Genomic DNA, 23,271 nt, shown 5'->3' on the forward strand with positions numbered 1-23,271 from the left:
CTTCCCTGGCCCGTCACCGCTGCTCTCTCTCGGCTGTCTGTGTTCTGGCCGGAACCCATGTCCTACCCATCACCGACGAGCTCGGCCTCACCGGTCTCGTCAAGTCCCGTTGAGGTTGCAGTGTCCCTTTCGCGGTCGATGCCGCGTCGCGTGTCGCGGTCCATGCCGCTCCGCGCCGTTCTCACCCTTGTCGGTGTGTTCGCTCTGTCGTGTACCCAGAGCACTGAGGCACGCGACTGCCGAACAGATCTGACCGCCGACAGTCTCGGGGTCGCGACGGGAGCGGGTCTCGACTCCCTGGACGCCGACGACCTCGACGCGTACATGTCGACGGTCGCCGACAGCGGCGCCGGATGGATCCGGTTCGACATGGACTGGTCGATCATCGAACCCGCGCGCGGCCGCTTCGACTGGAGGGGCACCGACCGGGTCGTCGCCGCGGCCGACGCACACGACCTGCAAGTGCTGGGCCTGCTCACCCACACTCCGCACTGGGCGCGGACGTCGGAGGCCGACCCCGATGATCCGCACGGGATGCCCGCCGACCCCGGCGAATTCGGTCGCTTCGCAGGCGACGTCGCCGATCGCTACTCGGACAGTGTCACGCACTGGGAGATCTGGAACGGGCCGAACCTGACGGCCTTCTTCGCCCCGCAACCCGACGTCGGCGCGTACGCCGACCTGCTCGTGGCAGCGTCGGACGCGATCCGCAACGTCGACCCCGGGGCGGTGGTGATCACCGGCGGCCTGTCCCCCGGCACCGACAACGGATCGGACATCGCCCCGACGACCTTTCTCGCCGAGCTGTACGACCAGGGCGTGTCGCCGGCCTTCGACGTGGTGGGCATGCATCCCTACAGTTATCCCGCTCTGCCGTCCGATGCGTCGACGTCCGACTGGAACTCTTTCTACCGCATGCGCGAGATGCGCACCCTCATGGTCGAACGGGGTGACTCCGACAAGCCCATCTGGGCAACGGAGTTCGGGGCACCGACGGGCACGGATACCGACGCGGTGGGACCCACGGAGCAGGCCGACATCCTGCGCGACGGGATCACCGAGCAGCGCGCGTTGGGATTCATCGACAAGCTGTTCGTCTACAGCCTCCTCGACCGGGGCACCGAGGTGACCGATCGCGAGCAGAACTTCGGGGTCCTCGCGCACGACGGGACACCCAAACCGGCCTGGGACGTGTTGCATACGGCCGCGGTCACTCCCGGTTGCCTCTGATCAGCAGCGACTCGATGTGAGGGCATTGCGCGCCGCCAGGCGCAGGGAACGGACGAGGTCGGCTGCGAGATCCGCGGTGCGCAGAGTCCATCGGTGGTGCGGTCGCGGGCTGGGGACGAGCTGTGCTGATGATCAGGCACCGAGCGCGTCGGTGACGCCGTCGAGGATCCGATCGAGGATCGGCCCCGACGTCGCGAAGTTGATGCGCAGGAAGTTGCGTGCCCCCGACCCGAACCGCACCCCACCATCGGCAAGGACGCGTCCCCGATCGCGGACGGCCGACACCGGATCGTCGATGTCGAGCGGCCCGGTGTTCAACCAGGTCAGGTAGGTGCCCTGTGGCAGGTGATGCCGTAGGGCCGGGATCCGTTCACGCAGCACCTCGTCCACCCGTCGGCGATTCCGGTCGAGGACCTGCAGCAGGTCGCGCTGCCACGCGTCGCCCTCGCGCCACGCGGCGAGCGTCGCAACGACTCCTGGAACCGAGACCGTCCCGTACAGGTCGAACGGTTCCGCGTCCCGGCGCTTCAGCAGGGTCTCGGAACCGTAGTGCACCACCGCGCACCGCATCCCTGCGAGGTTGAACGCTTTGCTGGCCGAGGTCAGCGTCACCGTGCGGGCAGCGGCCTCCGGCCCGAGCGAGGCGAACGGGATGTGCCGGTGCGGTTCGTAGATCAGCTCGGCATGGATCTCGTCGCTGACGACGAGCATGTCGAACCGTTCGGCGAGATCGGCGATCCGTTCGAGTTCCTCACGCGTGAGCACCCGACCGGTGGGATTGTGCGGGTTGACGAGCACCAGCACCCGCGGACGACGCCGCGCCACCAACGGCTCGAACGCATCGAAGTCGAGCACCCACCCGTCGCCCCGGTCGACGAACGGAAAGTCGATCTGCTGCAGACCCATCCGTCGCAGCGACGCGAGGAACGGCGGGTAGTTCGGTGTCTGGATCGCCACCGCATCGCCGCGCGTGGTGCTCAGGTGCAGCACGAGCTGCAACGCCTGGATGAGATCCGTCTGCTCGCGGACCGCACCGGGATCGGGTTCCCAGCTGTAACGCGTGCGCATGCGCAGCGCGAACTCCTCGCGCAGCGGCGTGCCGTGCAACCAGTCGGGATAGCCGAGATCGCTACGGTCGACCAGCTCGTGCAGCGCACGCGCGATCGGCGGTGCGACCGGGAAATCCATGTCGGCGACCCAGGCGGGGGCCAGCCCGTCGGCGGCCACCCGTGCCCATTTGGCACCGGACCGCGCCGACAGGGCGTCGAAGTCGAGGTCGTCGAACCCGGGCACCCCAGGACCGCCGACCGAGAGGCGCTCGTCGCTGGTCATGTGGATGAGAATCGCACGGTTCGCGGCGCTCCGCGCGCCGAAGTCAGGCGGCCGGTCGCTGGCCGGTGACGAAGAAGATCAACCGATCCGCGACGTCGACGGCCTGGTCGCCGAAACGCCCGTAGAAACGCGCGAGCAGGGCGGTGTCGACCGCGGTCCGGATGTCGCCGTCCCATTCGGGGCTCTCGAGCAGGGAGAGCAGTCGCGAGTGCACCGCATCGAGTTCGGTCTCGATGGCGTGCGTGCCCTTGATCGTCTCGAGGTCGAAGTCCGTGAACGCGTCGCGCAGGATCGCGACGATCTGCGCTGCGAGATCGGCCATCCGGCGAAGATCGTCGCGCAGGAGATCGGACACCAGCGACTCGGGATGGCGACGCCGTACGACCCGCGCAATGTGCAAGCTCAGTTCGCCCATCCTGGTGAGATCGCTCGTGATACGAACCGCGGAGAACACCAACCGCAGGTCGGCGGCCACGGGCCCCTGCAGGGCGAGGATCCGCACCGCCCGCTCGGAACAGTCGGTGTCGAGTTCGGCGATCCGTGCGTCGAGATCGAGGGCGGCCTGGGCTGCGTCGAGATCGGTGTCGAACAGGGCGCGAGTGGCCAGGTCGAGCCCTTCGGCGGCAACCGCTGCAAGCTCACCGAGGCGTCCGACCAGGTCGTCGAGCTGTCCTCGGAACAACTCCCTCATGTCTCGCTCCCTCCGTCGCCCGGTTCACGGCACGTGTACCCGGCTGATCCTCGTTGCAGTCCTCGGGAGGAGCCTAACGACGCGCGTCGACGACGCTCTCTACGGCGACGTCCTCGGAGGACGATACAGAGCTCGCGCTGTCGTCCATGCGGGCGAGATGAGCCTTGATCCATTCGGTGCTTCCCGGCGTCGCGGTGCTGTGCTGCGGGGTGCCGGCAATGCAGATAGACAAATTTTTTCCCTCGTCGTAACGCCGATGTGCTCGGCTGCGCAGGCCACACCCATCCCCTGGAGTGACCGTCATCACTATAGCCTGTCGGCGCGAAGCTTCAACTCGGGCGAGAACCTGGCCGGCAGCGCGACGTCCCCGGAGGTTCGCCGTAACCGTTCTGCTCCGGGTAGCCATGCTTCTCGACCGACCACCTCGACGCCGGGAGTACGTGCGCCGTCACCCTCGGACCAAGGACCTCCGGACGTCAGTGGCTCCTTACCCTGCCGCAGGAATCCTCCGGACCCATCTACCCGGACCACATCTACCGAATCGGTGCAGAAACGGCATCGGCGGCACCCACTTGTGGGTGCCGCCGATGTCGTCACGTGCGGATCGGGTCCTGGACGCCGATCAGAGGTAGGCGCCGATCAGGTCGCGCAGGAACTTGATCACGAACTGGAGCGGGTCGACCGGCTCCGGCTGCGACTGGGGGGCCGGCGGAACATTATCGGCCTGGGGCGCGGCCTCGCCCTGCGGTGCGGGCGCGGACTCGGCCTGCGGCGCGGACTGTGCCTGCGGAGCCGCCTCGCCCTGCGGTGCGGACTCGCCGCCGCCGACCGTCACGGAGATGCCACCTGTGAAGGGGCGACCGGACGCGTCGAAGATGTTCTCGTACTGCGCACCCGAGGCGTCCTGGCAGCCCCAGAAGACGTTGTAGGTGCCGTCGGTGATCGACTCCGGACCGGCCTGCGAGGGTGCGCCGTCCTTGATGTACAGCGCGCTCGAGGTGCTGGTGTTGGTCACCGAGAAGCTCGTGCCGGCGGGCTGCGCGTCGATGCGGCCCGACGGATCGGCCGTGTCGACGGTGCCCGGCTTCAGGACGTAGGTGACGCAGGTGACGCCGCGGTCGACGTCGGCACGCGTCAGATCGAAGTCGACGACGATGGCGCCGTTCTCCGCCTTCGCCGAGACGCTCGGACCCGCAGCCGACGAGACGCCCGGAACGACCAGGGCCAGCAGTGCGGCACCCGAGGCCGCGACGGCAGCCTTCTTCGCAACAGAATTCATCGATTTTCCTCCCCGTATTTCGATGTCGGCGACCGCTTTCGTGAACGGCACGCCGTCGACCGTGCCCGACGCGCGTAGAACGCGGGCACATATGCGAGAACGTTACCGCTAGATGTCGTTGCTGTCGCGACGAGGTGGGGAGTCGGCCCGGGCGACCCGATCCACATGCCCGAGATCACGATCCGGCTCCACGAGATCGCGCACCCGCTGCTTGAGTGTGGCGATCTCGGGAAAACCCTTGTCCTCCTTGCGGTCCCACACGACCGTGTCGTCGACGACGATGCGGAACACCCCACCGGTGCCGGGAACGAGCGCAACCTCGCCGAGCGCGGTACCGAAGGTGTTCAGCAATTCCTGCGCCATCCATCCGGCGCGCAGCAACCATTTGCACTGTGTGCAGTAGGTGATCGCGACGCGCGGAGCCTGCTCGGTCATGAGCGACAGGATATCTCCGCCGGAGATGGATGAAGCCCCGGCAATCGTGGTGGTGGATCGGCCGGGGCTTCTGCACGGACCGGTGATGGGGGGTAACCGACCCGTGCGGCCGTCCTCACATGGGGGGACAGGAGGACGACGCGGAACCGAGTCTAGACACGAGAAATTGTTACTCGCGAGTATCGCGCAGGCGGACGTCCGGCGTGTCAGGAAGCGACGGGAGGGTTCGCAGAATCACGCTGCTCCCGTTGCATCTCGACAAGTTGCTCCTCCCTTTCCGAGACGAACAGGAACCGACCGACCGCGAGCGCGCCGAGAGCCGAGAGGCCCAACCACGCCGCCAGCGCCGATGCGATCCACACCCACATGGCTCACAGTGTGCGCGAATCCGCCGAGAACACCAAACATCGGAGATCACAACATGGTTGCAAAAGCAATACTCGAGGACGCCTCACAATGTGACGCCCGTCGCCCACAACGCGTTCACCGTGGCCCGCCGACAAGCATCGGCACGACCTTCTCGGCACCTACCCTCCTGGTTCGCCCGACTCGGGGTCATCGGCCATAATCGAGGCCGGTCCGCGTTCCGTTACAACAGCGCAACATCACACCGAATTGTCGCCGCGTCTGCAATATTCTCGTGATCGGACGCAATACGCTGCTCGAGTGACATACCTCCGAACCGGTCGCCGTTCCCGTCGCACCCTCCTGCTGGCTCTTGCCACCTCGATGACGTTGTGTGCGAACCCGATTACCGCCGCAGCGCAGGATCTCGAGTCGACGGAACCGACGCCTCCGGGCGAGGTCGCATTCCCGACCCGCAATCTCGGACTCGGGCCGAACATCGAATTCCGCGGCAATTCCGATGTCGTCACGCTCACTTTTCCGGTCCCTGCCGGAAATACCCCCGCGTTCCTCGACACCACCGCCGAACTGCCCACGAACGTCGCGCGGGGATGGATCGACGTCACCTCGGACGGGCGTCTGCTCACACGCGTGGAACTGCCGCCCGGTGGCGATATCGTGCCGCTGTCGATCCCGCTCGCCGGCGCGAAGGTCGAGAACGACGCCTCGGTGATCTCGCTCGATCTGCACCTGGTCGCCGTCGACAACATCTGCCCCGACGACTGGACGCTGGGTTCGGTACGTCTGCGCGACGGTGTGGTCCGGTACGCGGGCACACCCGCGGCGCCGCAGGCGGTCGCCGACTACCTCCCGCCGGTCCTCGACCGCCTCGAGTTGTACCTGGCCGAGGATCCCACGGACGCCGAAGCGAGCGTCGTCCTCGACCTCGCAGCGACCGTGGGCGCCCGGTATTCCGGGCGGCAGGTGCCCGTGGACGTACGTGAACTCCCGGCGAACGGCGTACCCCCGGCAGCCGACACCCCGTTCGTCCGGCAGATCGTCGTCAGCGAGGGCGACCAGACGGGTGCGGAGGTCGTGCCGGTGCCCGACGGGCCGCCCGCCCTGTACATCCGCGGCGACGCGGAGACGCTCCTCGACCAGGGGCGCCTGATCACCAGCGCCCTGTCCGGCTTCGCCGTCGGCTCCGACGTCGCCGTCGGCGCGTTCGAGACCCGGCCCATCCTCCCGTCCGACTCGGCCACCCTGTACGACCTGCGGGTGTCCGACCTAGAGACGAGCGGCCTCGGGATCGCCGACGTGCACCTCTTCCTCGACCAGACCGAATTCGGGCGGCCGGTGCGCGATGTGAGCATCGACCTGCAGGGCTCCTACACCCCGCTCCCCGCCATCCAGGGCGGGTCGATCACCGTCTCCGCCGGCGACGTCACGCTCGATTCGTGGGCGGCCGACGCGAGCGGTGTCATCGACCGTGTCGTCACGGTTCCGAACTCGGCCCTCGGGCGGCTCACCGACATCAGCGTCGAACTCCGTACCACCGGTGCCCAGGAGCCGTGCGGTCTCCAGCAACCCGTCACCCTCCGTATCGACGGTGACAGTCGTGTCTTCAGCACGCTCGCGGATCCGCCACTCCCCGCCGGCTTCCCGTCGCTGCCCCAGACTCTGATGCCGAGGGTCGACGTCGCGACCTCCGATCGCAGCCTCGTCGACGTCTCCCGCGCCGTCGAACTCGTCGCCGGACTCCAGTCACTCACCAGCCGTCCGCTCGACCCCGAATGGGTGACGATCGACGACGCACTCGCCTCGTCGGGACCGGCAGTGATCGTGGACGCGAACGGTCTCCTCCCCGAAGGTCTGCAGTCGCAGCTGCCGCTCGTCCGCACCGAGGACCGCCGGTTCGAGGTCCGCAACGCCGAGGGCGAGAGCACCAGCCTCACCTTCGGCACCGAGGTGAACTTCGCCTCGCTGCAGGTCGTGCGGGACGACGGACGCACCGTGCTGGTCGCCACGTCGACCGCTGCTCCCGAGGAACTCGATCGGACGCTCGACTGGCTCTCCGCCGAGCCCGATCGCTGGTTCGAACTCGAGGGCAACGTGCTGTTCACCGCTCCCGACCGCGATCCGATCTCGCTCATCGATCCCCGGCCCCAGGACGACGATCTCGACGCACCGTCATCGGGATCGGACAGCACAGTGACCGCGGTGGTCGTCGCGGGTGTCGTCCTGCTCGTCGTCGGCGCGGCGGGCGCCGCGGTGTGGTCGCGTACCCGGCGCCGTCCGCAGTCGCGGTGAACACCATGACCGCGACAGTGGAGCAACCGTCGTTCACCGAGCGGTTCTTCACGAACTCGATGCTGCACACCACCAATCGGTGGATCGTGATCGTCGCTGCGACCCTGATCGCCTTCCACTCCACCTGGCTGCAGTTGATCGACGAGATCCGCACGGGTACCACCGGCGGCTACGTCCTCATCGTGCCGCCGCTCGTTGCGATCGTCGCGATCGGCATCACGCGGCAGCGGAAGAACGAACTGCCGATCCACGACCGGCAGACCGACATCATCACATCGGTGCTCCTGCTGCTGATCGCGCTCGCGATCAAGGGACTGCTGATGCCGCGCTACGCGACGAACTATCAGGTGATGCATCTCGACGTGCTCGCCGCGTGGGTGTTCGTGTGCGGGGCGTGCGTGGCGATGTTCGGTCTGCGCGTGACCTCGGCGTACTGGCAGGCCTGGGCGATGCTCTTCCTGAGCTCACCCGTGCTCTACCGGATCGTGCTCGTCGAGTTCGGGGGTACGAAGCTTGCCGCGGGACAGGTCACGCTCGTCCTCGCCGCCACAGCCATCGGACTCGCGACGCGGCGCACCCGGGCCCGCGGATTCTTCTACGGCTCCGCGACATTCGTGACCGGCCTGATGGTGCTCATCCTGATCGACCAGCGATGGCCGGACGCGCCCATCGCCGTGTCCCAGTACGTGCCGACGGTGATCGCGACGGTGATCGTCGGGGCGGGAGCCTATCTGTGGACCTACCGCGGGCTCGCCCCGCGCACGCTGCCACCGAATCCGGTGTCGATTCCCCAAGCCGCGCGAGGAGCCCTGTGCATTGTGGTGGCCGCGCTGCTCGCGGCGCTCGTGCCACTGCCCGACCAGCGGCTGACCCCCGTGTCGGAAGGGCCGCCCTATTCGGGCACCGCCACGCAGATCGTCCCGGCCGGGTGGGTGCAGTTGTCGTCCGCCGACTACGACTGGCCCCGCGCCTACTTCCGACAGGGATCGGTGCTGCGCCGCCAGATGATCCGTGCGGAGGAACCGAATCCCGATTGGGACCGTCTGCTGCGTCCGCGCACCGTCGCGGTGCAGACCCTGCAGGTGCGCAGCCCGAACGCATTCGCGGTCTACCCCACCGAGTCGATGTACGAACTCGGCAGGTCGCGCGTGAGCCCCAAGGAGTACGTCGACCTGGGGCGCGGGGTGACCGCCGAGTACTTCACCGTCGTCGACGACAACCTGCTCCTGACGTGGAGCCTGCTCAGCTTCGTGTGGACCCGCAGCGACACCGTCGCCCAGCGGGTGAGCCTGTTGACGGTGGACAACCACGAACTCGATGCGCCGTTCCCGCAGCCCGAGCCGAACTCCGTCGCCAACGTCCGCACGCTGCTGCGGGTGTTGCTGCGCGGCAACGGCACCGTCGAGGACACCGAACCCGAGTACAAGGACCGTTCCATGCTGATCGAAGTGGGTCGCGAACTCGTGGAGGCACAATGGCAGGGCGAGTGAACGTCGGCTCCGGACACGATGTTCCGCCCGCGAGCACCGCGGAGTTCGACGCCTACCGGACCGCAGCCCTCCACGAGGCGGTGCACGGACTCCGCGAACGCAGCCCCGTCTCGTCGGCGTCGGTCGCATTCGTGCCTTGGCAGAAATATCTCGGATTCGCGCTCGCCGCGGCCTTCGTACTCGCGCTCGTCGTGGCGACGAAACCGACCCTGATCGTCTTCACCGTGCTGTGCACCTTCGGGTACATCGCGACCCTCGCCGACCGGCTGCTGCTGTTCACCCGCGGCATGGCGCGCGACGCGCAGTTCATCGTCGACGACGAGGAAGCACTCGCCCTCACCGACGACCGGCTACCGCCGTACACGGTGCTCGTGCCCGCCTACAACGAACCCGAGGTGGTCGGCGACCTGCTCGCCGCGATGGCCGCGCTCGACTATCCGGCCGACAAGCTCCAGGTACTGTTGCTGCTCGAGGAGGACGACACCGTCACGATCGAGGCCGCGGAGAAGGCCGGGCTCGGTGAGAGCGTCGAGATCCTGCTCGTCCCGGCCGCCGACCCGCGCACGAAACCGAAGGCGTGCAACTACGGTCTGCACTTCACGACCGGTGAGATCGTCACGATCTTCGACGCCGAGGATCTGCCCGAGCCGTTGCAGCTGCGCCGGGTGGTCGTCGTCTTCGACCGTCTCGGCGACGACGTGGCGTGTGTGCAGGCGAAACTGGCCTTCCACAACGGAACCCAGAATCTGCTGACCGGCTGGTTCACCGCCGACTACGCACTGTGGTTCAACTTCATCCTGCCCGGACTGATGAAGTCGTACTCGCCGATCCCGCTGGGAGGCACGTCGAACCACATCCGCCGGTCGGTGTTCGACGAGATCGGCGCGTGGGATCCGTACAACGTCACCGAGGATGCCGATCTCGGCGTGCGGATCGCCGAATCCGGTTATTCCACAGCGGTTCTCGACTCGACCACGCTCGAGGAGGCGAACAGCGATCCGATCAATTGGGTGCGGCAGCGATCCCGTTGGTACAAAGGCTATCTGCAGACCTGGCTGGTCCACATGCGTCGGCCCGTCCGGTTGTGGCGGGTGATCGGCACCGCGGGGATGCTGCGGTTCACGACCCTGCTGGCAGGCACGCCGATCATCGCGTGCCTGAACATGGTGTTCTGGATGACGACGCTGGCGTGGCTGCTCGGCCAGGCGGAACTGATCGAGGAGATCTTCCCCTGGTACGCCTACTTCCCCGCGTTGATCTCACTCGTGTTCGGCAACGTCGCCGTGATGTACATGAACTTCGTGGCGTGCCGCGAGACGGGACACGCGAACCTGTGGTGGCCGTGCCTGACCGTGCCGTTCTACTGGGTCCTCATGTCGATCGCGGCGATCAAGGGCACCTACCAGCTCATCCGTAATCCTTCCTACTGGGAGAAGACCTTCCACGGGTTGTCGTCGTGAGGGCCCGCAGCACGTGGGTGTTCTGGACCGCCTGCCTGATCCATCTGATGGTGGGACTGTGGCTCGCGCTGGACGTGCAGTACTACCAGGGTGATTCGCTCAGCCGGGTGAGCGCTGCACGGTCGGTGCTGCTCAGCCGCGACCCGCATCTCGCCGCCCTCGGCTTCGTGTTCACGCCGCTCACCGCACTCGTCCAGGTGCCGCTCACGGGACTGTCGGCGTGGTTCCCGGGGCTGTCGGCCTATGCGGTCACGGCGGTGCTCGTGTCGGCGCCGTTCATGGCCGGTGCTGCGGTGCAGATCCACCGCATCGCGTGCGATCGCGGATGCCCGCCGTGGTTCGTGTGGACGGTGACGGCGGTGTTCGCCCTGAACCCGATGATCGTCTACTACGGCGCGAACGGGATGAGCGAGGCGCCGTTCCTGTTCGCGTTGTGCTGGGCCACACGTCGTCTGATCCGCTGGTGCAGCACCGACGACATCCACGACCTGGCACTGGCCGGAATCGCCCTCGCGCTGGCGTATCTCGCGCGGTACGACGCGCTGGCCGTCGGTGGGGCGGTGACGGTCTTCGTCGCGCTGCTCGTCCGGTACCGGTCGCGTCGCTACGCTCCCGGCTCGGGATGGCAGCCGGCGATCATGGACGCGATCCTCGTCGCCGCTCCCCTCATACTGGCCTTCGTCGCGTTCGTCGTGACGAGCTGGCTCGTCACCGGTGAATGGCTCGCGCAGTTCACCTCGGCCTACGGCAACGCCGCCATCCTCGAGCAGAGCGGTGGCGGCTCGTCGGGCGGACTCGGTGCGATCGCCTTCTCGCTCGCCGAGACCGTCGTGCTCGGACCGGCGCTTCCGCTGCTGATCCCGGTCGTGGCGGTGCTCGCGTGGCGGCGCCGCGACCTCGAACCGCTCGTGCCGTTCGTCGTCTTCGGCGCGGTCCTGGGATTCGCCGCGCTGTCCTATGCGCGCGGAATGACCTTCCCGTTCCTGCGCTTCTACATCTGCGCGATCCCGCTGCTCGCGGTATGGGTCGTGCAGCTGGCACCGCGACGCGGACTGCTCACGGCACGACGTCCCGGACCGCACGCCGTTCCGAGGACGGAGGACCGCAGCGGCGCGGCACCGTTGGGTGCGGTGCTCCTCGTGTGCAGTCTGCCCGTCACGTTCGTCGCGATGGGCTCGCCTACCCTGTCGCAGGAACAGCACGCGCTGCGCACGGTCCTGTTTCCGGACAACGACGATCCGTCCGAGGTACGTGAGCAGCAGCGACGGGTGATCGCGGCGTTCTCCACCGAACGACGCATCGCCGAATATCTCGACGCGATGGACCTGCCGCCGGGCTCGGTGCTGATGGACACGGTCTACGGGTTCGCGATCTACTCGGCCACCGAACGCCCCGAGACGTTCGTCATCCCTTCGGACTCCGACTTCACCGCCGTACTCAACCGTCCCTCCGCCTCCGGGGTCGAGTACATCCTGACCGTCCCCAACGAGGGCCGGGGAACATCGGATGCCGTCAACCGCCGTTACCCCACCATCTACGAGACCGGCAGCGACATCGCGGTGCTCGAACTGGAGATCCCCAACGACGGTGCCGACCAGCCCGATTGGCGCCTCTTCCGGGTACTCGACCGTGCTTCAGCCTGAGCGGTGGTGGCGCCGTAGGACGTAGTGGACCGGGTCGTCCGGGCCGATGTCGTAGGTGCACTCGTCCGGCCGCGGATCAGGGACGAACGACCACATCAGTGCGCCGTCGGCCCCGAGTTCGCGGTACTGCGTGAGCGTGCGGTCGACGATGTCGGCACGCTCGTTCACCCCACGGCACGAACCGGCCCGGACACCGAGTTCGGCGACGAGCATCGGCTTCGACAACCCGTCGAGCCGCTGCTCGAGGAACTGCGCGTCGTCGTAGTCGTGGTACTGCACCACGTCGAGTTGCTCGGCGCCGGCGATGGTCGTGAAATCGTCACCGGCCGAACCGCACTGGTCGCCTCCGATGGTCCCGACGGTGACGAGCCGGTCCGGGTCGTGCTCACGGACGATGGCGCCTGCTTCGTCTATCCAATCGCGGAGCAGCCGGGCACCGCCGGGCAGGCACTCGCGTCGTTCGAGGGTGCACTCGTCGTCGGTGCAGGTCGCGGTCTCGGGTTCGCCGATCAACTCCCACATCGCCACCACCGACGACGACCCCCACCGTTCGACGGCCGTCGCGACCCAGTCGTCGAAGGCGAGCACATGACCCGGCAGCGGGTCGCGCCAACCGGTGTCGTACCAGTTCGCCTGCTTGTATCCGCCCGCGTCGCACTCGCTGTCCTGCGGGGCGAGAACCGGGATCAGGTACACCCTGTGCCGCTCGGCGGCGTCGAAGACGGCATCGAGCGCGGTGAAGTCGAGCGTGCCGCCGATCCGGTGCACGGCGTGGGACTGAAAGGCGTCGAAACGCACCACCGAGCGCGGTGCCAGTGCGCCGAAGAACTCGTCGAGATCCACCTCGGCACCACATCCGTGGTTGACCTCCCAGCGGGTGCCGAGCTGGTAGGCGTTGAGCCCGGCGGGCCACCATGTCCGGTCGTCGAGAGCGAGATGGTCGCCGTCGGCGCGGACCATCGGGAGATCCTCGGGAGGCGAGGGGCGCGACGAAGTGTCCTGCGCACAGGCCGCGAGCAGGAGGAACAAAATGGTGGCGACCGCAGCGACGCGCACGTCCAGAGATTAACCGCCACGGAGCCGTGTACGCAGGCACCCGGGACATCGGGTCGTCAGAGGTTGTCGAGCGTCCGGATGATCCGGCGCATGTCCTTGCTCTCGGTGTTGTGGACGAGGCCGACGAGGGCCGCCGTCAGCGGGTCGGGGCGTGCGATGACCCTGCCGAGCACGGCGACGTTCCGGTCGAGGACGTCTATCGCGGCGGGGCGCAGGTTCGCATCCATCTGCGACAGCATCTCGGCCCACACCCATGCGGTCTCCCGCGCGCGGTCGAAGGCGAAGTCGAGGACCGGATGCACCGCGCCGACCGGTTCGAGGATCTTGATCAGGGGCGAGAACGACTCGATGGCGTCGCGCACCTTCGGCATCACCCCCGCGATGATGTCGTTGATCTTGTCGTAGTCGGTGCGGAAGGCGTCCAGTTCGCTGCCCGACAGGTTCTCACCCACGACGACGGCGAGATCGAGATTGATGTGCGCGTTGATCCCCAGCAGCAGGTGTTGCAGCACGATCAACCGGTCGTGCTTCGCGGCGTCGAACGCGATCTGCCACGCTCTGGTCGGTGCGGTCGCTTCGTAGGCTTCGAAGTAACGGTTCGCGAACAGGGTGTCGATGCGGTTCATGCGGTCCTTGTCCGCGAAGACGCCGGCCTTCACTGCCACGGTCATCTGCCGATAGACGGCCGCGAAGCATCCCCGCGGATCACCGCGCTCCGCGGTCTCGTCGACGATGCCGTCGAGGATCCCGAGCACCTCGTCGATGTCATTCGCATGCAGCGCCACGGTCCCCTCCTCCGTGCGGATGAGGATCATTGTGGACCCGCAGCTGCCGTCCCGGAAAGCATCGCGGGACGGGAAGAACTAACTGGGACGCGCGTCGGGGTGCTTGTGCACGAAATTCAGGTACGCCTTCGACGGCGTGGGCCCGCGCTGGCCCTGGTACTTGGACCCGACCTTCGCGCTGCCGTAGGGGTGCTCGGCAGGGCTCGTCAGCCGGAACAGGCACAGCTGACCGATCTTCATGCCCGGCCAGAGCGTGATCGGCAGGTTCGCGACGTTGGACAGCTCGAGGGTGATGTGCCCGTCGAAGCCCGGGTCGATGAACCCGGCCGTCGAGTGCGTGAGCAGACCGAGCCGGCCCAGCGACGACTTGCCTTCGAGGCGACCGGCGAGATCGGCCGGCAGGGTGCACCGTTCCATCGTCGACCCGAGCACGAACTCGCCGGGATGCAGCACGAACGGCTCACCCTCGGGCACCTGCACAAGCGACGTCAGTTCGTCCTGCTGCTTCGCCGGGTCGATGTGCGTGTAGCGCGTGTTGTTGAAGACGCGGAACAGGCTGTCGAGTTTGACGTCGACACTCGAGGGCTGCACGAGCTCCGGATCGAACGGGTCGATGCCCAGATGCCCGGAGGCGATCTGAGCGCGGATATCGCGATCGGAGAGCAGCACGAGTAGAGGTTAACAATCGCCCGGTCGCGGGGTTCTACGTGGCCGAGTCGCGCCGCAGTTGGGCCGACATCGTGAGCAGCAGTTCGGTGCACTCCTCGACGACGTCGTCGTGACTCAGCGGCACGGTGCCGTCGAGCCAGGCCGTCAACGCCTGGGCGAGTCCGCCGACGACGTAGTGCGCCGCGAGATCGAGCCGGGGGCTCGGGGTGATGGCGTAGATGTTCTCGGCCTGAGCGGTGACCAGACCGGCGAACATGCGGGTCGAGTCGAGGCGCCGCTTCGCGAGCTGCGTGTTGGCCTGGCTGACGGAGAACAGCATGCGGCCGAGCCGCGGATCCTCGTCGATCTCGCGGACGATGTTCTCGACGCAGGCCCGCACGATCGCGCGGTCGTCGTCGGCGGGTGCCGAGGTCACAGCGGCGAGCGTGCTCTCGGCGATGCGCTGGACGACGTGGTCGTAGACGGCACCGGTGAGCTCGTCGCGGTCGGCGAAGCTCTCGTAGAAGTAGCGCGATGCCAGACCGGCGCGCTTGCAGACACCGCGCACCGACAGCGTGGCTTCCCCGTCGGCAGCTCCGAGGAGATCGAGACCGGCCTCGATCAGCTGCGCTCGCCGATCGGCCTGTCGTTCCTCGCCTGCGCGTCCACCGTAGAGCCGTCCAGTTGCCATACCCCTATCTTCGCAGCGTCCGGTCTCCGTTCCGCGCAACCTCCGGTCTTTACCGTCGGCGCGCATCTGAGTACAGTCGTGGTCACTTCGAACGATGGAGGGAATTCCGATGACGACGACCGTCGACAAGCCCGTCGGCCTGGACGACACGATGGACGGGCTCGGCCTGGCCGCCGGAGCAGCGAACATCATCATGCAGCTGTCGTGGCCCGGCGTCGGCTACGGCGTCTACGAATCCCGCGTGGAGTCGGGACGGCTGTTCGACCACCCGATCAAGCGCACCCGCACCACCCTCACCTACCTGGCCGTCGCGGCGCGCGGCACCGACGACGAGAAGCGCTTGTTCCGTCGCGGCGTCAACAAGGCGCACTCGCAGGTCCGTTCCACCGAGTCGAGCCCGGTCGAGTACAACGCGATGGATCCGGAACTGCAGCTGTGGGTGGCGTCGTGCATCTACCGCGGATTCGAGGACGTGCACCGCGCGCTGTACGGGCCGATCCCCGACGACGCGATCGAGTACTTCTATCAGAACGGCGCGACCTTCGGTACGACGCTGCAGGTGCCGCAGCACATGTGGCCGAAGGACCGGGCGGCGTTCGAGCAGTACTGGGAGGACAACCTCCACAAGGTGAAGATCGACGACACGATCCGCGAGCACCTGCTGTCGATCGCCCGGATCGAGTTCCTGCCCCAGCCCGTCCCGGCCCTGTTCGGCAAGCTCAATCTCTTCTTCACCGCCGGCTTCCTGCCGCAGCTGTTCCGCGAGCAGATGTTGCTGCCGTGGACGCCGCGCGACCAGCGTCGCTTCGACCGCGTCATGCGAGCTCTGGGTGTGGTGAACAAGAGGCTGCCGGTCGCGGTGCGGGAGCTGCCCTACCGCGTGCTGCTGGCCGACATGCGGTGGCGGATCCGGACGGGCCGATCCCTGGTCTAGGGGTCCCGCGATCGACCCGGAGAGTCTGCTACAGTTTGCTCCGAAAGCTCGGGCCGGAGTCGGTGAGAATCGGCAAAAGCCCAGCGTGCCGATGTAGTTCAATGGTAGAACATCAGCTTCCCAAGCTGAATACGCGGGTTCGATTCCCGTCATCGGCTCCCACACGAAGGCCCCGACACGCGGTCGGGGCCTTCGTCGTTGTGGGGCGGGTCCGAGCCCGTCGTTCCTGCCGCAGGACGCTCCCGGCGCCGACTCGTGCGCGGATCACGACCGACCTTCCCGTACTGTGGGGGAATCGGGACCGTTCAGGTCCCCAATTGAGGGTGGCAACATGGCCGACAAATCGCCTCGCAGTTCGATGTCCAAGAAGTCCGGCAAGTCGCTGAAGGAAAAGCGCGCCGAGAAGAAGACCAGGACCAGCATCAAGGCCGAGGCTGAGATCGTCGCGAACGTCAGGAAGCGCTGATCTTTCTGAGGATGAAGGCCTCGACCGCACGGTCGGGGCCTTCGTCGTATCGAGTCTGTCGTTGTTGTCGATTTTCTCGCGTTCTTCGACAACAACACCTACCTCGACAGTCCTACCGGCGGCCTTCGAGGTACGAGCGGGCTGTATCGAGGAGTTCGGGGAGCGAGCGGGTCGCGTCCAGGGTGACGCCGTCCTCGTCGGGTCCCAGCGGCTCGAGCGTCTCGAACTGGGAAGCCACCAGCGACTCGGAGAAGAAGTGGCCGCCGCGTCCGCGAACCCTGGACCGCACGACGTCGACGGGCACATCCAGATGGAGGAAGACGGCCGGGGTGCCGGCACGCAGGATGTCGCGGTAGGACCGCTTCAGTGCCGAGCACGCGACCACCGGGGTCTCGACGCTGTCGGCAGCGGCCGCGGCGACCGCACGCAACCACGGCTCACGATCCTCGTCGCCGAGCGCGTGCCCCGAGCGCATCTTCTCGATCGACGCGTCGCTGTGGTAATCGTCCGCCTCGATGAAGGCGCCGCCGATCGCGTCCGCGAGTTGCTTCGCGAAAGTCGTTTTGCCACATCCACTGACGCCCATCACCACAACAGCCATGCCACATCGTAACTTCGGGGAGGTTGTGGTCGCTCTCGTCGAAATTCCCGACCACGACCTCCCCGAAGTTCACTCGAGGTACGACGCGTAATCGGCGTAGGGCACCTGACCAGTGGGGCTCGCCTTGATGGCCTCGGCAACCTCCGGCGGGATGGGAGCCCAGTAGGCCGGCATCGCGGCCGCGAGGGAAGGACTCACGGCGTAGATGAGAGCGAAGTTCACGATCCACAGCGGCGGCGCCATCGACATGCCGACGGTCGAGACGACGTCACCCTTCGTGTTGGTGACCAGCTGCGCGGCGCCGGACATCTGTTGCGCCGCAAAACCGAAGGCCGCCTCGATCGGGTACGCCGACCGGTACAGCGCCACCAATGTGTCCGTCGCGTCGTTGTTGCGCAGCCAGGTGTCGACGTACCCGCCGGGCGCGATGAGCGTGTTGATCTGCCGTGTCGGCGCCGACGCGTTGGCCGGGCTCTGCAGTATGCCGTCGGGCGTCACGTAGAGGCCGTAACTACCGAGGACCGACGGGGTGGAGACACCGTTCACGTCGGAATACATGGGGCGGCCGGTCGTATTGATGAGGATGTCGATGGAGCTCTGGATGATCTCGGCCGCCTCCTTGCTTCCGCCCACTCCCCCGCCGGTGGTGAAGTCGCGGGCCTGCTGCTCGGACAACGCATCCGACGGACTCAGCCCGATCTGACGGGCGATGTCCTCGGCCCACTCCCGACCGAGCGGGGCGTGCAACCGGGACGGGTCGGTGACCTGCGTCGGCGCCAGATGCTCGTAACCCGGTGCGCCGGAGAACGGGAGCGAGAAGCCGGTGACGTCGTCCGCCGATGCCGCGGGATTGACCCACAGGGCGAGCAACCCCATGAGCGCCACCACCGTGGCGGCTCTCCCTCCGCGTCTGTGCCGTCGGCCGGACTTCCGTGTGCTGCGCATAGGTCGGCCTCCTGGGACACCGTCGCGATGGGGACACACGTGCGTATTTCAGTGAAACGCCGGGGTAAAGAGTGCGTCAATGCCCCCACGGGGTGAATTGGGGGAGAATGTGGACGGTTTTCGCGAGATTCTCGGCAACGACCGCCCCCGACAAAGCAGCGTGGCCGCCACCCGGAAGGGTGACGGCCACGGGGCTGCAGTGACGCCTAGACGGTCGCAGCAACCGCTTCCTCGGCCTGGGCCGGGGCGCTCGTGCGGATGAGGTGGTCGAACGCGCCGAGCGCGGCCGTCGCACCCGCACCTGCGGAGACGATGATCTGCTTGTACGGGACGGTCGTGCAGTCGCCGGCAGCGAACACGCCGGGCACCGAGGTGCGGCCGTGGTCGTCGACGACGATCTCGCCACGCGGGCTGAGTTCGACCGTGCCGGAGAGCCACTCGGTGTTCGGCAGCAGGCCGATCTGGACGAACACGCCGTCCAGCTCGAGGGTGCGCGACTCATCGGTGGTGCGGTCGGTGTAGGTCAGGCCGGTGACCTTCGAACCGTCGCCGAGGACCTCGGTGGTGAGGGCGCTGACGATGATGTCGACGTTGGGCAGGCTGCGGAGCTTGCGCTGCAGCACCTCGTCGGCGCGCAGGACCGAGTCGAACTCGATGAGGGTCACATGGGCGACGACGCCGGCGAGGTCGATCGCGGCCTCGACACCGGAGTTACCGCCACCGATGACCGCGACGCGCTTGCCCTTGAACAGCGGGCCGTCGCAGTGCGGGCAGTAGGTGACGCCCTTGTTGCGGTACTCCTGCTCGCCCGGCACGTTCATCGCGCGCCAGCGGGCACCGGTCGCGAGAACGACGCTGCGCGAAAGCAACCGGGCGCCGCTCTCGAGTTCGACCTCGACGAGACCACCCTCGGTGGGGGCCGGGGTGAGCTTCGAGGCCTTCTGGACGTTCATGATGTCGACGTCGTACTGGCGCACGTGGTTCTCGAGCTCGGCCGCGAACTTCGGGCCCTCCGTGTAGGGGACGGAGGAGAAGTTCTCGATGGCCATGGTGTCGAGCACCTGGCCGCCGAAGCGCTCGGCGAGAACGCCGGTGCGGATTCCCTTGCGGGAAGCGTAGATCGCGGCGGTCGCGCCGGCGGGGCCGCCACCGACGACGAGGACGTCGAAGGGATCCTTCTCGCTGATCGCGGCGGCGGTGCGCTCGGCGGAGCCGCTGTCGAGCTTGCCGACGATCTGCTCGAGGTTCATGCGTCCGGAGCCGAACAGCTCACCGTTGAGGAAGACGGTCGGCACTGCCATGACCTGGCGTGCATCGACCTCGTCCTGGAAGAGCGAGCCTTCGATCGCGGTGTGCTTGATGCGCGAGTTGGTCACGCACATCACGTTCAGGGCCTGCACCACGTCGGGGCAGTTCTGGCACGACAGCGAGAAGTAGGTCTCGAAGTGGAAGTCGCCCTCGAGATCGCGCACCTGCTCGAGCAGTTCCACGGCCTCCTTCGAGGGGTGGCCGCCGACCTGCAGCAGGGCGAGCACGAGAGAGGTGAACTCGTGGCCGAGCGGGATGCCCGCGAACTCGACCGCGATGTCGGTGCCGACCCGGCGGATCAGGAAGGAGGGGCGACGGGTGGCTTCACCGTCGCGCACATGGGTGACCAGATCGGACATGCCGGCGATCTGATCGAGGAGGTCGGCGAGTTCCTTCGACTTCGGCCGGTCGTCGAGGGACGACACGAGCTCGATCGGCTGGGTGACCTTTTCGAGAAGGGACTTCAACTGGGCGGCAAGGGAGGCGTCGAGCATGAGGATTCACTCCAGAGGTGGAAGAACTGTGACCGGAAGAGATGGGAGTCGGCGAACTTCTCAGCTCGAGCCGAGCGGACCCGGACGGTGCCCGGTGGCACGGGACGTTCGATCCCGTGCCACCGGAACGAATTTCCGTCGACGAATCAGATCTTGCCGACGAGCTCCAGCGACGGAGCGAGGGTGTCGTCGCCCTCTTCCCACTTGGCCGGGCAGACCTCGCCCGGGTGGCTGCGGACGTACTGAGCAGCCTTGACCTTGCGGACGAGCTCGGCGGCGTTGCGGCCGATGCCCTCAGCGGTGACCTCGGTGAACTGGACGACGCCGTCCGGGTCGACCAGGAAGGTGCCGCGGTCGGCGAGGCCCTGGTCCTCACGGAGGACCTCGAAGTCGGTGCTGATCTGCAGGGTCGGGTCACCGATCATGGCGTACTTGATCTTGCCGATGGTCTCCGACGAGCCGTGCCACGCCTTGTGCGTGAAGTGCGTGTCGGTCGAGACGGAGAAGACCTCGACGCCGAGCTTCTGCAGCTCCTCGTAGTGGTCCGCGAGGTCGCCGAGCTCCGTCGGGCAGACGAACGTGAAGTCTGCGGGGTAGAAGAAGAAGATCGCCCACTTGTCCTTGATGTCCTCGTCGGACACGGTCACGAAGGCGCCGTCCTTGAAAGCCTCGGCCTTGAAGGGCTTGATCTTCTTGTTGATCAGCGACATGTAAGAACCTCACTCGTCTCGATGGGGTTGACGGTTCAGACGTTATCCGCGAACTATTGATTGTGCCAATCGATAGTTTCTAGAAGTTCGATAAGGAAGGGCTATAACACGCCGTTCGACCAGGTCGTTGCTTTTCCTTCCTCACAAATGTGACAGAACACACAACCTTTGCGACAGGGCACTCCGGCCCGCCCGACAGGGAAGAATGGAACCGATGCACTCACGACCGAGCTACCGCCGCACCGGATCCGGTGAACCCCTACTCCTCCTGCACGGCATCGGCGCCACGATGGACGACTTCTCCACCCTCGTCCCGCGACTCGCCGAGCACTTCGACGTGCTGAACGTCGACCTACCCGGTCACGGTTCGTCGCCGGAACAGAGCGGCCGACCCACCGTCGGCGCGCTCACCGACACCCTGGAGGCGGAACTCGACGCCCTCGGACTCGACCGGGTGCACGTTCTGGGCAACTCGCTCGGCGGACGACTCGCGATCGAACTCGCCGTGCGCGGCCGCGCCCTGTCTGTGGTCGCCCTGTCACCCTCCGGACTCGGACTGCCGCCGGAACGTATCTACCAGGGCGCGCTCATGACGACCGCGCGCCTGCTCAACAAGGCCCGCAGGCCGCTCATCGAACCGATGTCGCGCAGCGTCCTCGGCCGTACCGCACTCACCGCGGGTCTACGCGCGAAGCCGTGGGAGACGACCCGCGCCGAAGCACTGGCGGTCAAGGGCGGATTCGCCGATTCGGCCGGTTTCTGGTCGATGCTGTGGGACGCGATCCTGACCGATGTGCCGACGGGACTCGACCGGATCGACTGTCCCGTCACTCTGGCGCAGGGCGTCCTCGACACGGTCGCGTCGGCGCAGACCGTGCGGTACGTCCCACTGATCCCCGGGGCACGGTTCGTGCCGCTCCGCTGGGCCGGCCACGCGCCGCAGTCCGACTGCCCCGAGGCCATCGTCGACCTCGTGCGCCGGACTGCCGCGCGGGCGAGCACCTACTGCCGGTAGGACTCGACCTCGTCGACCGGCCGTGGCTGTGCGTCGTCCGGATCGTCACCGAACTCGGCCTTCGCGCGACGTTGACGCAGCAGGTCCCAGCATTGGTCGAGTCGCTTCTCGACAGCGCGCAGGCGCTGCAGATCCTCGTCGCTCGGACCGTCCGCGCCCGTCCGGTTTCGCACCCGACCGGCCGGGTATCTCCTCGACATGAGCATCGAAGACGGTCCCGGCGACACCCTCAGCCCCAGCGAAGGCCTCGACGCCGACGAGGTGCGGAACGACGACGGCGACGAGGTCGTCGATCCGCCCGAGGACTGGAGTGGAGCCGACAAGTTCGGAACGACCCAGCGTGAAGAGCAGGAAGGCGAGTCGCTCGACCAGCGTCTCGCCGAGGAGGAACCCGACGTCGAACCCGCCGAGCCGCTCGACAAGCCTGTCGCGGCGACGCCGGAGGACGAACTGACCGAAGACGTGGACGAGGTGGTCGACGACGCCACCACCGGCGCGCCCGAAGACTCGAAACTCGCGGACGAGGTCGACGGGGTGATCGTGGAGGATTCGCGCGTCGACCGCGGTCAGGTCAGCGGCGCGCCCGAGGACGGGGAGTCGCTCTTCCCGATCGTGGAGTAGGAGTTCGGCGAACAGACGAAGGGGAGGTTGTGTGCGTGTCCGGTAGACGGACACGCACACAACCTCCCCTTACTTCGCGCTACAGCACCTTCGAGCCGTACATCTCGCCGAGCGGGTCGGCGATCAGCTCGAGACGAACACCGTCGGGGTCGCGGAAGTACAACGAGACGTCGCTGTGTTCGACGAGCTCGACACCCGCGTCGATCAGCTTGTCGCGCAGGCGTTCCCAGGTGGGCAGGGCGACGCTGATCGCGATGTGGTGCAGACCGCCGAAGACCTCCTGATAGGGACCGACGTCGAGACCGGGGAAGTCGAAGAAGGCCAGCAGATTGCCGTTGCCGATGTCGAAGAAGAAGTGCGAGGAGCCGGGATAGTCGCGGTTCTCGATCAGCTCCGTCAGCGGGAACTCGAGGAGATCCTGGTAGAAGCGCACGGTCCGTTCGACGTCGCTGCTGATCAGCGCGGTGTGGTGCAGTCCCCGCGCTGACGACTGCGGGCGCGCGTCGGCGGGCTTCAGGTGCGCGTCGCGGATGAGTGCACGCCGACGCTCGAATTCTTCGGAGCGCTGCTGCTCGTCGGCGATCATCGATCCACCTTCCTCCCGATGTGGTTGCTTTCTCAACCAGGATGCTCCCAACTAGTTGCGTTGTCAACTAGTTGGTCGAGGTGGTAGCACTTCGTGACCCGGGGAGTCACGGACCGAGTACGACGATCTCGTCGCCGTCACGTCTTCTTCACGAACATCCGATTCGCCCGTTCCCGCAGATATCGGGTGCGGACGA

General features: G+C 66.9%; 24 protein-coding genes and 1 tRNA gene. 10 read left to right on the plus strand and 15 right to left on the minus strand.

Annotated features, from left to right (window positions below; translation table 11 throughout):
- Window positions 1-195 precede the first annotated feature (195 nt).
- Complete coding sequence (locus C6Y44_RS21040) at window positions 196-1,230, plus strand: GH39 family glycosyl hydrolase (protein WP_225623638.1); 1,035 nt, start codon at window positions 196-198, stop codon at window positions 1,228-1,230.
- A gap of 132 nt (window positions 1,231-1,362) precedes the next feature.
- Here the strand turns inward: C6Y44_RS21040 and C6Y44_RS21045 are convergent, their stop codons facing one another.
- The 5 genes from C6Y44_RS21045 to C6Y44_RS21065 form a co-directional block, all read right to left on the minus strand.
- Window positions 1,363-2,562: a MalY/PatB family protein gene (locus C6Y44_RS21045; RefSeq protein WP_192378572.1), complete on the minus strand. Its 1,200-nt coding sequence runs from the start codon at window positions 2,560-2,562 to the stop codon at window positions 1,363-1,365.
- A gap of 43 nt (window positions 2,563-2,605) precedes the next feature.
- On the minus strand, window positions 2,606-3,253 hold the full coding sequence (locus C6Y44_RS21050) for a phosphate signaling complex PhoU family protein (RefSeq protein WP_159417535.1): 648 nt from the start codon (window positions 3,251-3,253) through the stop codon (window positions 2,606-2,608).
- A gap of 73 nt (window positions 3,254-3,326) precedes the next feature.
- Entirely contained in the window at window positions 3,327-3,485 is a 159-nt protein-coding gene (locus tag C6Y44_RS21055; protein WP_159417534.1) for a hypothetical protein, read from the minus strand.
- Window positions 3,486-3,875: 390 nt separating this feature from the next.
- Entirely contained in the window at window positions 3,876-4,532 is a 657-nt protein-coding gene (locus C6Y44_RS21060) for a hypothetical protein (RefSeq protein ID WP_159417533.1), read from the minus strand.
- A 108-nt stretch (window positions 4,533-4,640) separates the two neighbouring features.
- Complete coding sequence (locus C6Y44_RS21065; RefSeq protein ID WP_159417532.1) at window positions 4,641-4,967, minus strand: SelT/SelW/SelH family protein; 327 nt, start codon at window positions 4,965-4,967, stop codon at window positions 4,641-4,643.
- A 666-nt stretch (window positions 4,968-5,633) separates the two neighbouring features.
- Between C6Y44_RS21065 and C6Y44_RS21070 the strand changes: the two genes are divergently transcribed.
- The 4 genes from C6Y44_RS21070 to C6Y44_RS21085 are packed head-to-tail and all read left to right on the plus strand — an operon-like array spanning window position 5,634 to window position 12,215.
- Window positions 5,634-7,622 (plus strand): hypothetical protein, encoded by a 1,989-nt coding sequence (locus C6Y44_RS21070; protein WP_225623639.1) that lies wholly within the window; start codon window positions 5,634-5,636, stop codon window positions 7,620-7,622.
- 5 nt (window positions 7,623-7,627) lie between these two features.
- Window positions 7,628-9,112, plus strand: a complete 1,485-nt coding sequence (locus C6Y44_RS21075) for an archaeosortase/exosortase family protein (RefSeq protein ID WP_225623640.1) — start codon at window positions 7,628-7,630, stop codon at window positions 9,110-9,112.
- The gene (locus C6Y44_RS21080; RefSeq protein WP_192378574.1) at window positions 9,097-10,572 is read left to right on the plus strand and encodes a glycosyltransferase; all 1,476 of its coding nucleotides are present in this window, start codon (window positions 9,097-9,099) and stop codon (window positions 10,570-10,572) included. The genes C6Y44_RS21075 and C6Y44_RS21080 overlap by 16 nt, the downstream gene beginning before the upstream one ends.
- The gene (locus tag C6Y44_RS21085) at window positions 10,569-12,215 is read left to right on the plus strand and encodes a glycosyltransferase family 39 protein (protein ID WP_192378575.1); all 1,647 of its coding nucleotides are present in this window, start codon (window positions 10,569-10,571) and stop codon (window positions 12,213-12,215) included. Before C6Y44_RS21080 ends, C6Y44_RS21085 begins: the two co-directional genes overlap by 4 nt.
- Here the strand turns inward: C6Y44_RS21085 and C6Y44_RS21090 are convergent.
- The 4 genes from C6Y44_RS21090 to C6Y44_RS21105 all read right to left on the minus strand — a co-directional run bounded on the left by C6Y44_RS21090 (window position 12,207) and on the right by C6Y44_RS21105 (window position 15,395).
- Window positions 12,207-13,271: a beta-mannosidase gene (locus C6Y44_RS21090; protein ID WP_192378576.1), complete on the minus strand. Its 1,065-nt coding sequence runs from the start codon at window positions 13,269-13,271 to the stop codon at window positions 12,207-12,209. The genes C6Y44_RS21085 and C6Y44_RS21090 overlap by 9 nt on opposite strands.
- A gap of 56 nt (window positions 13,272-13,327) precedes the next feature.
- Window positions 13,328-14,056 carry a DUF5995 family protein gene (locus C6Y44_RS21095; RefSeq protein ID WP_225623641.1) on the minus strand — a complete coding sequence of 243 codons (729 nt, stop codon included), beginning with the start codon at window positions 14,054-14,056 and terminating at the stop codon, window positions 13,328-13,330.
- A 78-nt stretch (window positions 14,057-14,134) separates the two neighbouring features.
- Window positions 14,135-14,725, minus strand: coding sequence for a dCTP deaminase (gene dcd, locus C6Y44_RS21100; protein WP_016696219.1), 591 nt, complete (start codon window positions 14,723-14,725; stop codon window positions 14,135-14,137).
- Window positions 14,726-14,759: 34 nt separating this feature from the next.
- Window positions 14,760-15,395: a TetR/AcrR family transcriptional regulator gene (locus C6Y44_RS21105; protein ID WP_120280344.1), complete on the minus strand. Its 636-nt coding sequence runs from the start codon at window positions 15,393-15,395 to the stop codon at window positions 14,760-14,762.
- 109 nt (window positions 15,396-15,504) lie between these two features.
- Between C6Y44_RS21105 and C6Y44_RS21110 the strand changes: the two genes are divergently transcribed.
- The 3 genes from C6Y44_RS21110 (at window position 15,505) to C6Y44_RS28345 (ending at window position 16,795) form a co-directional block, all read left to right on the plus strand.
- Window positions 15,505-16,329 (plus strand): oxygenase MpaB family protein, encoded by an 825-nt coding sequence (locus C6Y44_RS21110; protein ID WP_192378578.1) that lies wholly within the window; start codon window positions 15,505-15,507, stop codon window positions 16,327-16,329.
- Between the two features lie 87 nt (window positions 16,330-16,416).
- Window positions 16,417-16,487: transfer RNA gene (locus tag C6Y44_RS21115), tRNA-Gly, on the plus strand.
- Between the two features lie 173 nt (window positions 16,488-16,660).
- Window positions 16,661-16,795: a hypothetical protein gene (locus C6Y44_RS28345; RefSeq protein WP_263869916.1), complete on the plus strand. Its 135-nt coding sequence runs from the start codon at window positions 16,661-16,663 to the stop codon at window positions 16,793-16,795.
- 112 nt (window positions 16,796-16,907) lie between these two features.
- Here C6Y44_RS28345 and C6Y44_RS21120 read toward each other — a convergent pair whose 3' ends face one another.
- The 4 genes from C6Y44_RS21120 to ahpC form a co-directional block, all read right to left on the minus strand.
- Complete coding sequence (locus tag C6Y44_RS21120; protein WP_225623642.1) at window positions 16,908-17,396, minus strand: gluconokinase; 489 nt, start codon at window positions 17,394-17,396, stop codon at window positions 16,908-16,910.
- 69 nt (window positions 17,397-17,465) lie between these two features.
- Window positions 17,466-18,341 carry a hypothetical protein gene (locus C6Y44_RS21125; RefSeq protein WP_192378579.1) on the minus strand — a complete coding sequence of 292 codons (876 nt, stop codon included), beginning with the start codon at window positions 18,339-18,341 and terminating at the stop codon, window positions 17,466-17,468.
- A gap of 206 nt (window positions 18,342-18,547) precedes the next feature.
- Window positions 18,548-20,143, minus strand: coding sequence for an alkyl hydroperoxide reductase subunit F (ahpF, locus tag C6Y44_RS21130; RefSeq protein WP_192378580.1), 1,596 nt, complete (start codon window positions 20,141-20,143; stop codon window positions 18,548-18,550).
- Window positions 20,144-20,289: 146 nt separating this feature from the next.
- The gene (gene ahpC / locus C6Y44_RS21135) at window positions 20,290-20,853 is read right to left on the minus strand and encodes an alkyl hydroperoxide reductase subunit C (RefSeq protein WP_024102020.1); all 564 of its coding nucleotides are present in this window, start codon (window positions 20,851-20,853) and stop codon (window positions 20,290-20,292) included.
- A 214-nt stretch (window positions 20,854-21,067) separates the two neighbouring features.
- Here ahpC and C6Y44_RS21140 point away from each other — a divergent pair, with 214 nt between their 5' ends.
- Complete coding sequence (locus C6Y44_RS21140) at window positions 21,068-21,868, plus strand: alpha/beta fold hydrolase (protein WP_225623643.1); 801 nt, start codon at window positions 21,068-21,070, stop codon at window positions 21,866-21,868.
- Here the strand turns inward: C6Y44_RS21140 and C6Y44_RS21145 are convergent.
- Window positions 21,856-22,074, minus strand: a complete 219-nt coding sequence (locus C6Y44_RS21145) for a DUF2630 family protein (protein ID WP_192378582.1) — start codon at window positions 22,072-22,074, stop codon at window positions 21,856-21,858. The two genes, C6Y44_RS21140 and C6Y44_RS21145, sit on opposite strands and share 13 nt — an antisense overlap.
- Here C6Y44_RS21145 and C6Y44_RS21150 point away from each other — a divergent pair.
- Window positions 22,067-22,489 carry a hypothetical protein gene (locus C6Y44_RS21150; RefSeq protein ID WP_064256149.1) on the plus strand — a complete coding sequence of 141 codons (423 nt, stop codon included), beginning with the start codon at window positions 22,067-22,069 and terminating at the stop codon, window positions 22,487-22,489. The genes C6Y44_RS21145 and C6Y44_RS21150 overlap by 8 nt on opposite strands.
- A gap of 79 nt (window positions 22,490-22,568) precedes the next feature.
- On the opposite strand, the gene C6Y44_RS21155 is transcribed toward C6Y44_RS21150, so the two are convergent.
- Window positions 22,569-23,075: a VOC family protein gene (locus C6Y44_RS21155; RefSeq protein ID WP_159417525.1), complete on the minus strand. Its 507-nt coding sequence runs from the start codon at window positions 23,073-23,075 to the stop codon at window positions 22,569-22,571.
- Window positions 23,076-23,271: the final 196 nt, after the last annotated feature.

Source organism: Rhodococcus rhodochrous, from assembly GCF_014854695.1.
In the GTDB taxonomy this organism is placed as follows: domain Bacteria; phylum Actinomycetota; class Actinomycetes; order Mycobacteriales; family Mycobacteriaceae; genus Rhodococcus.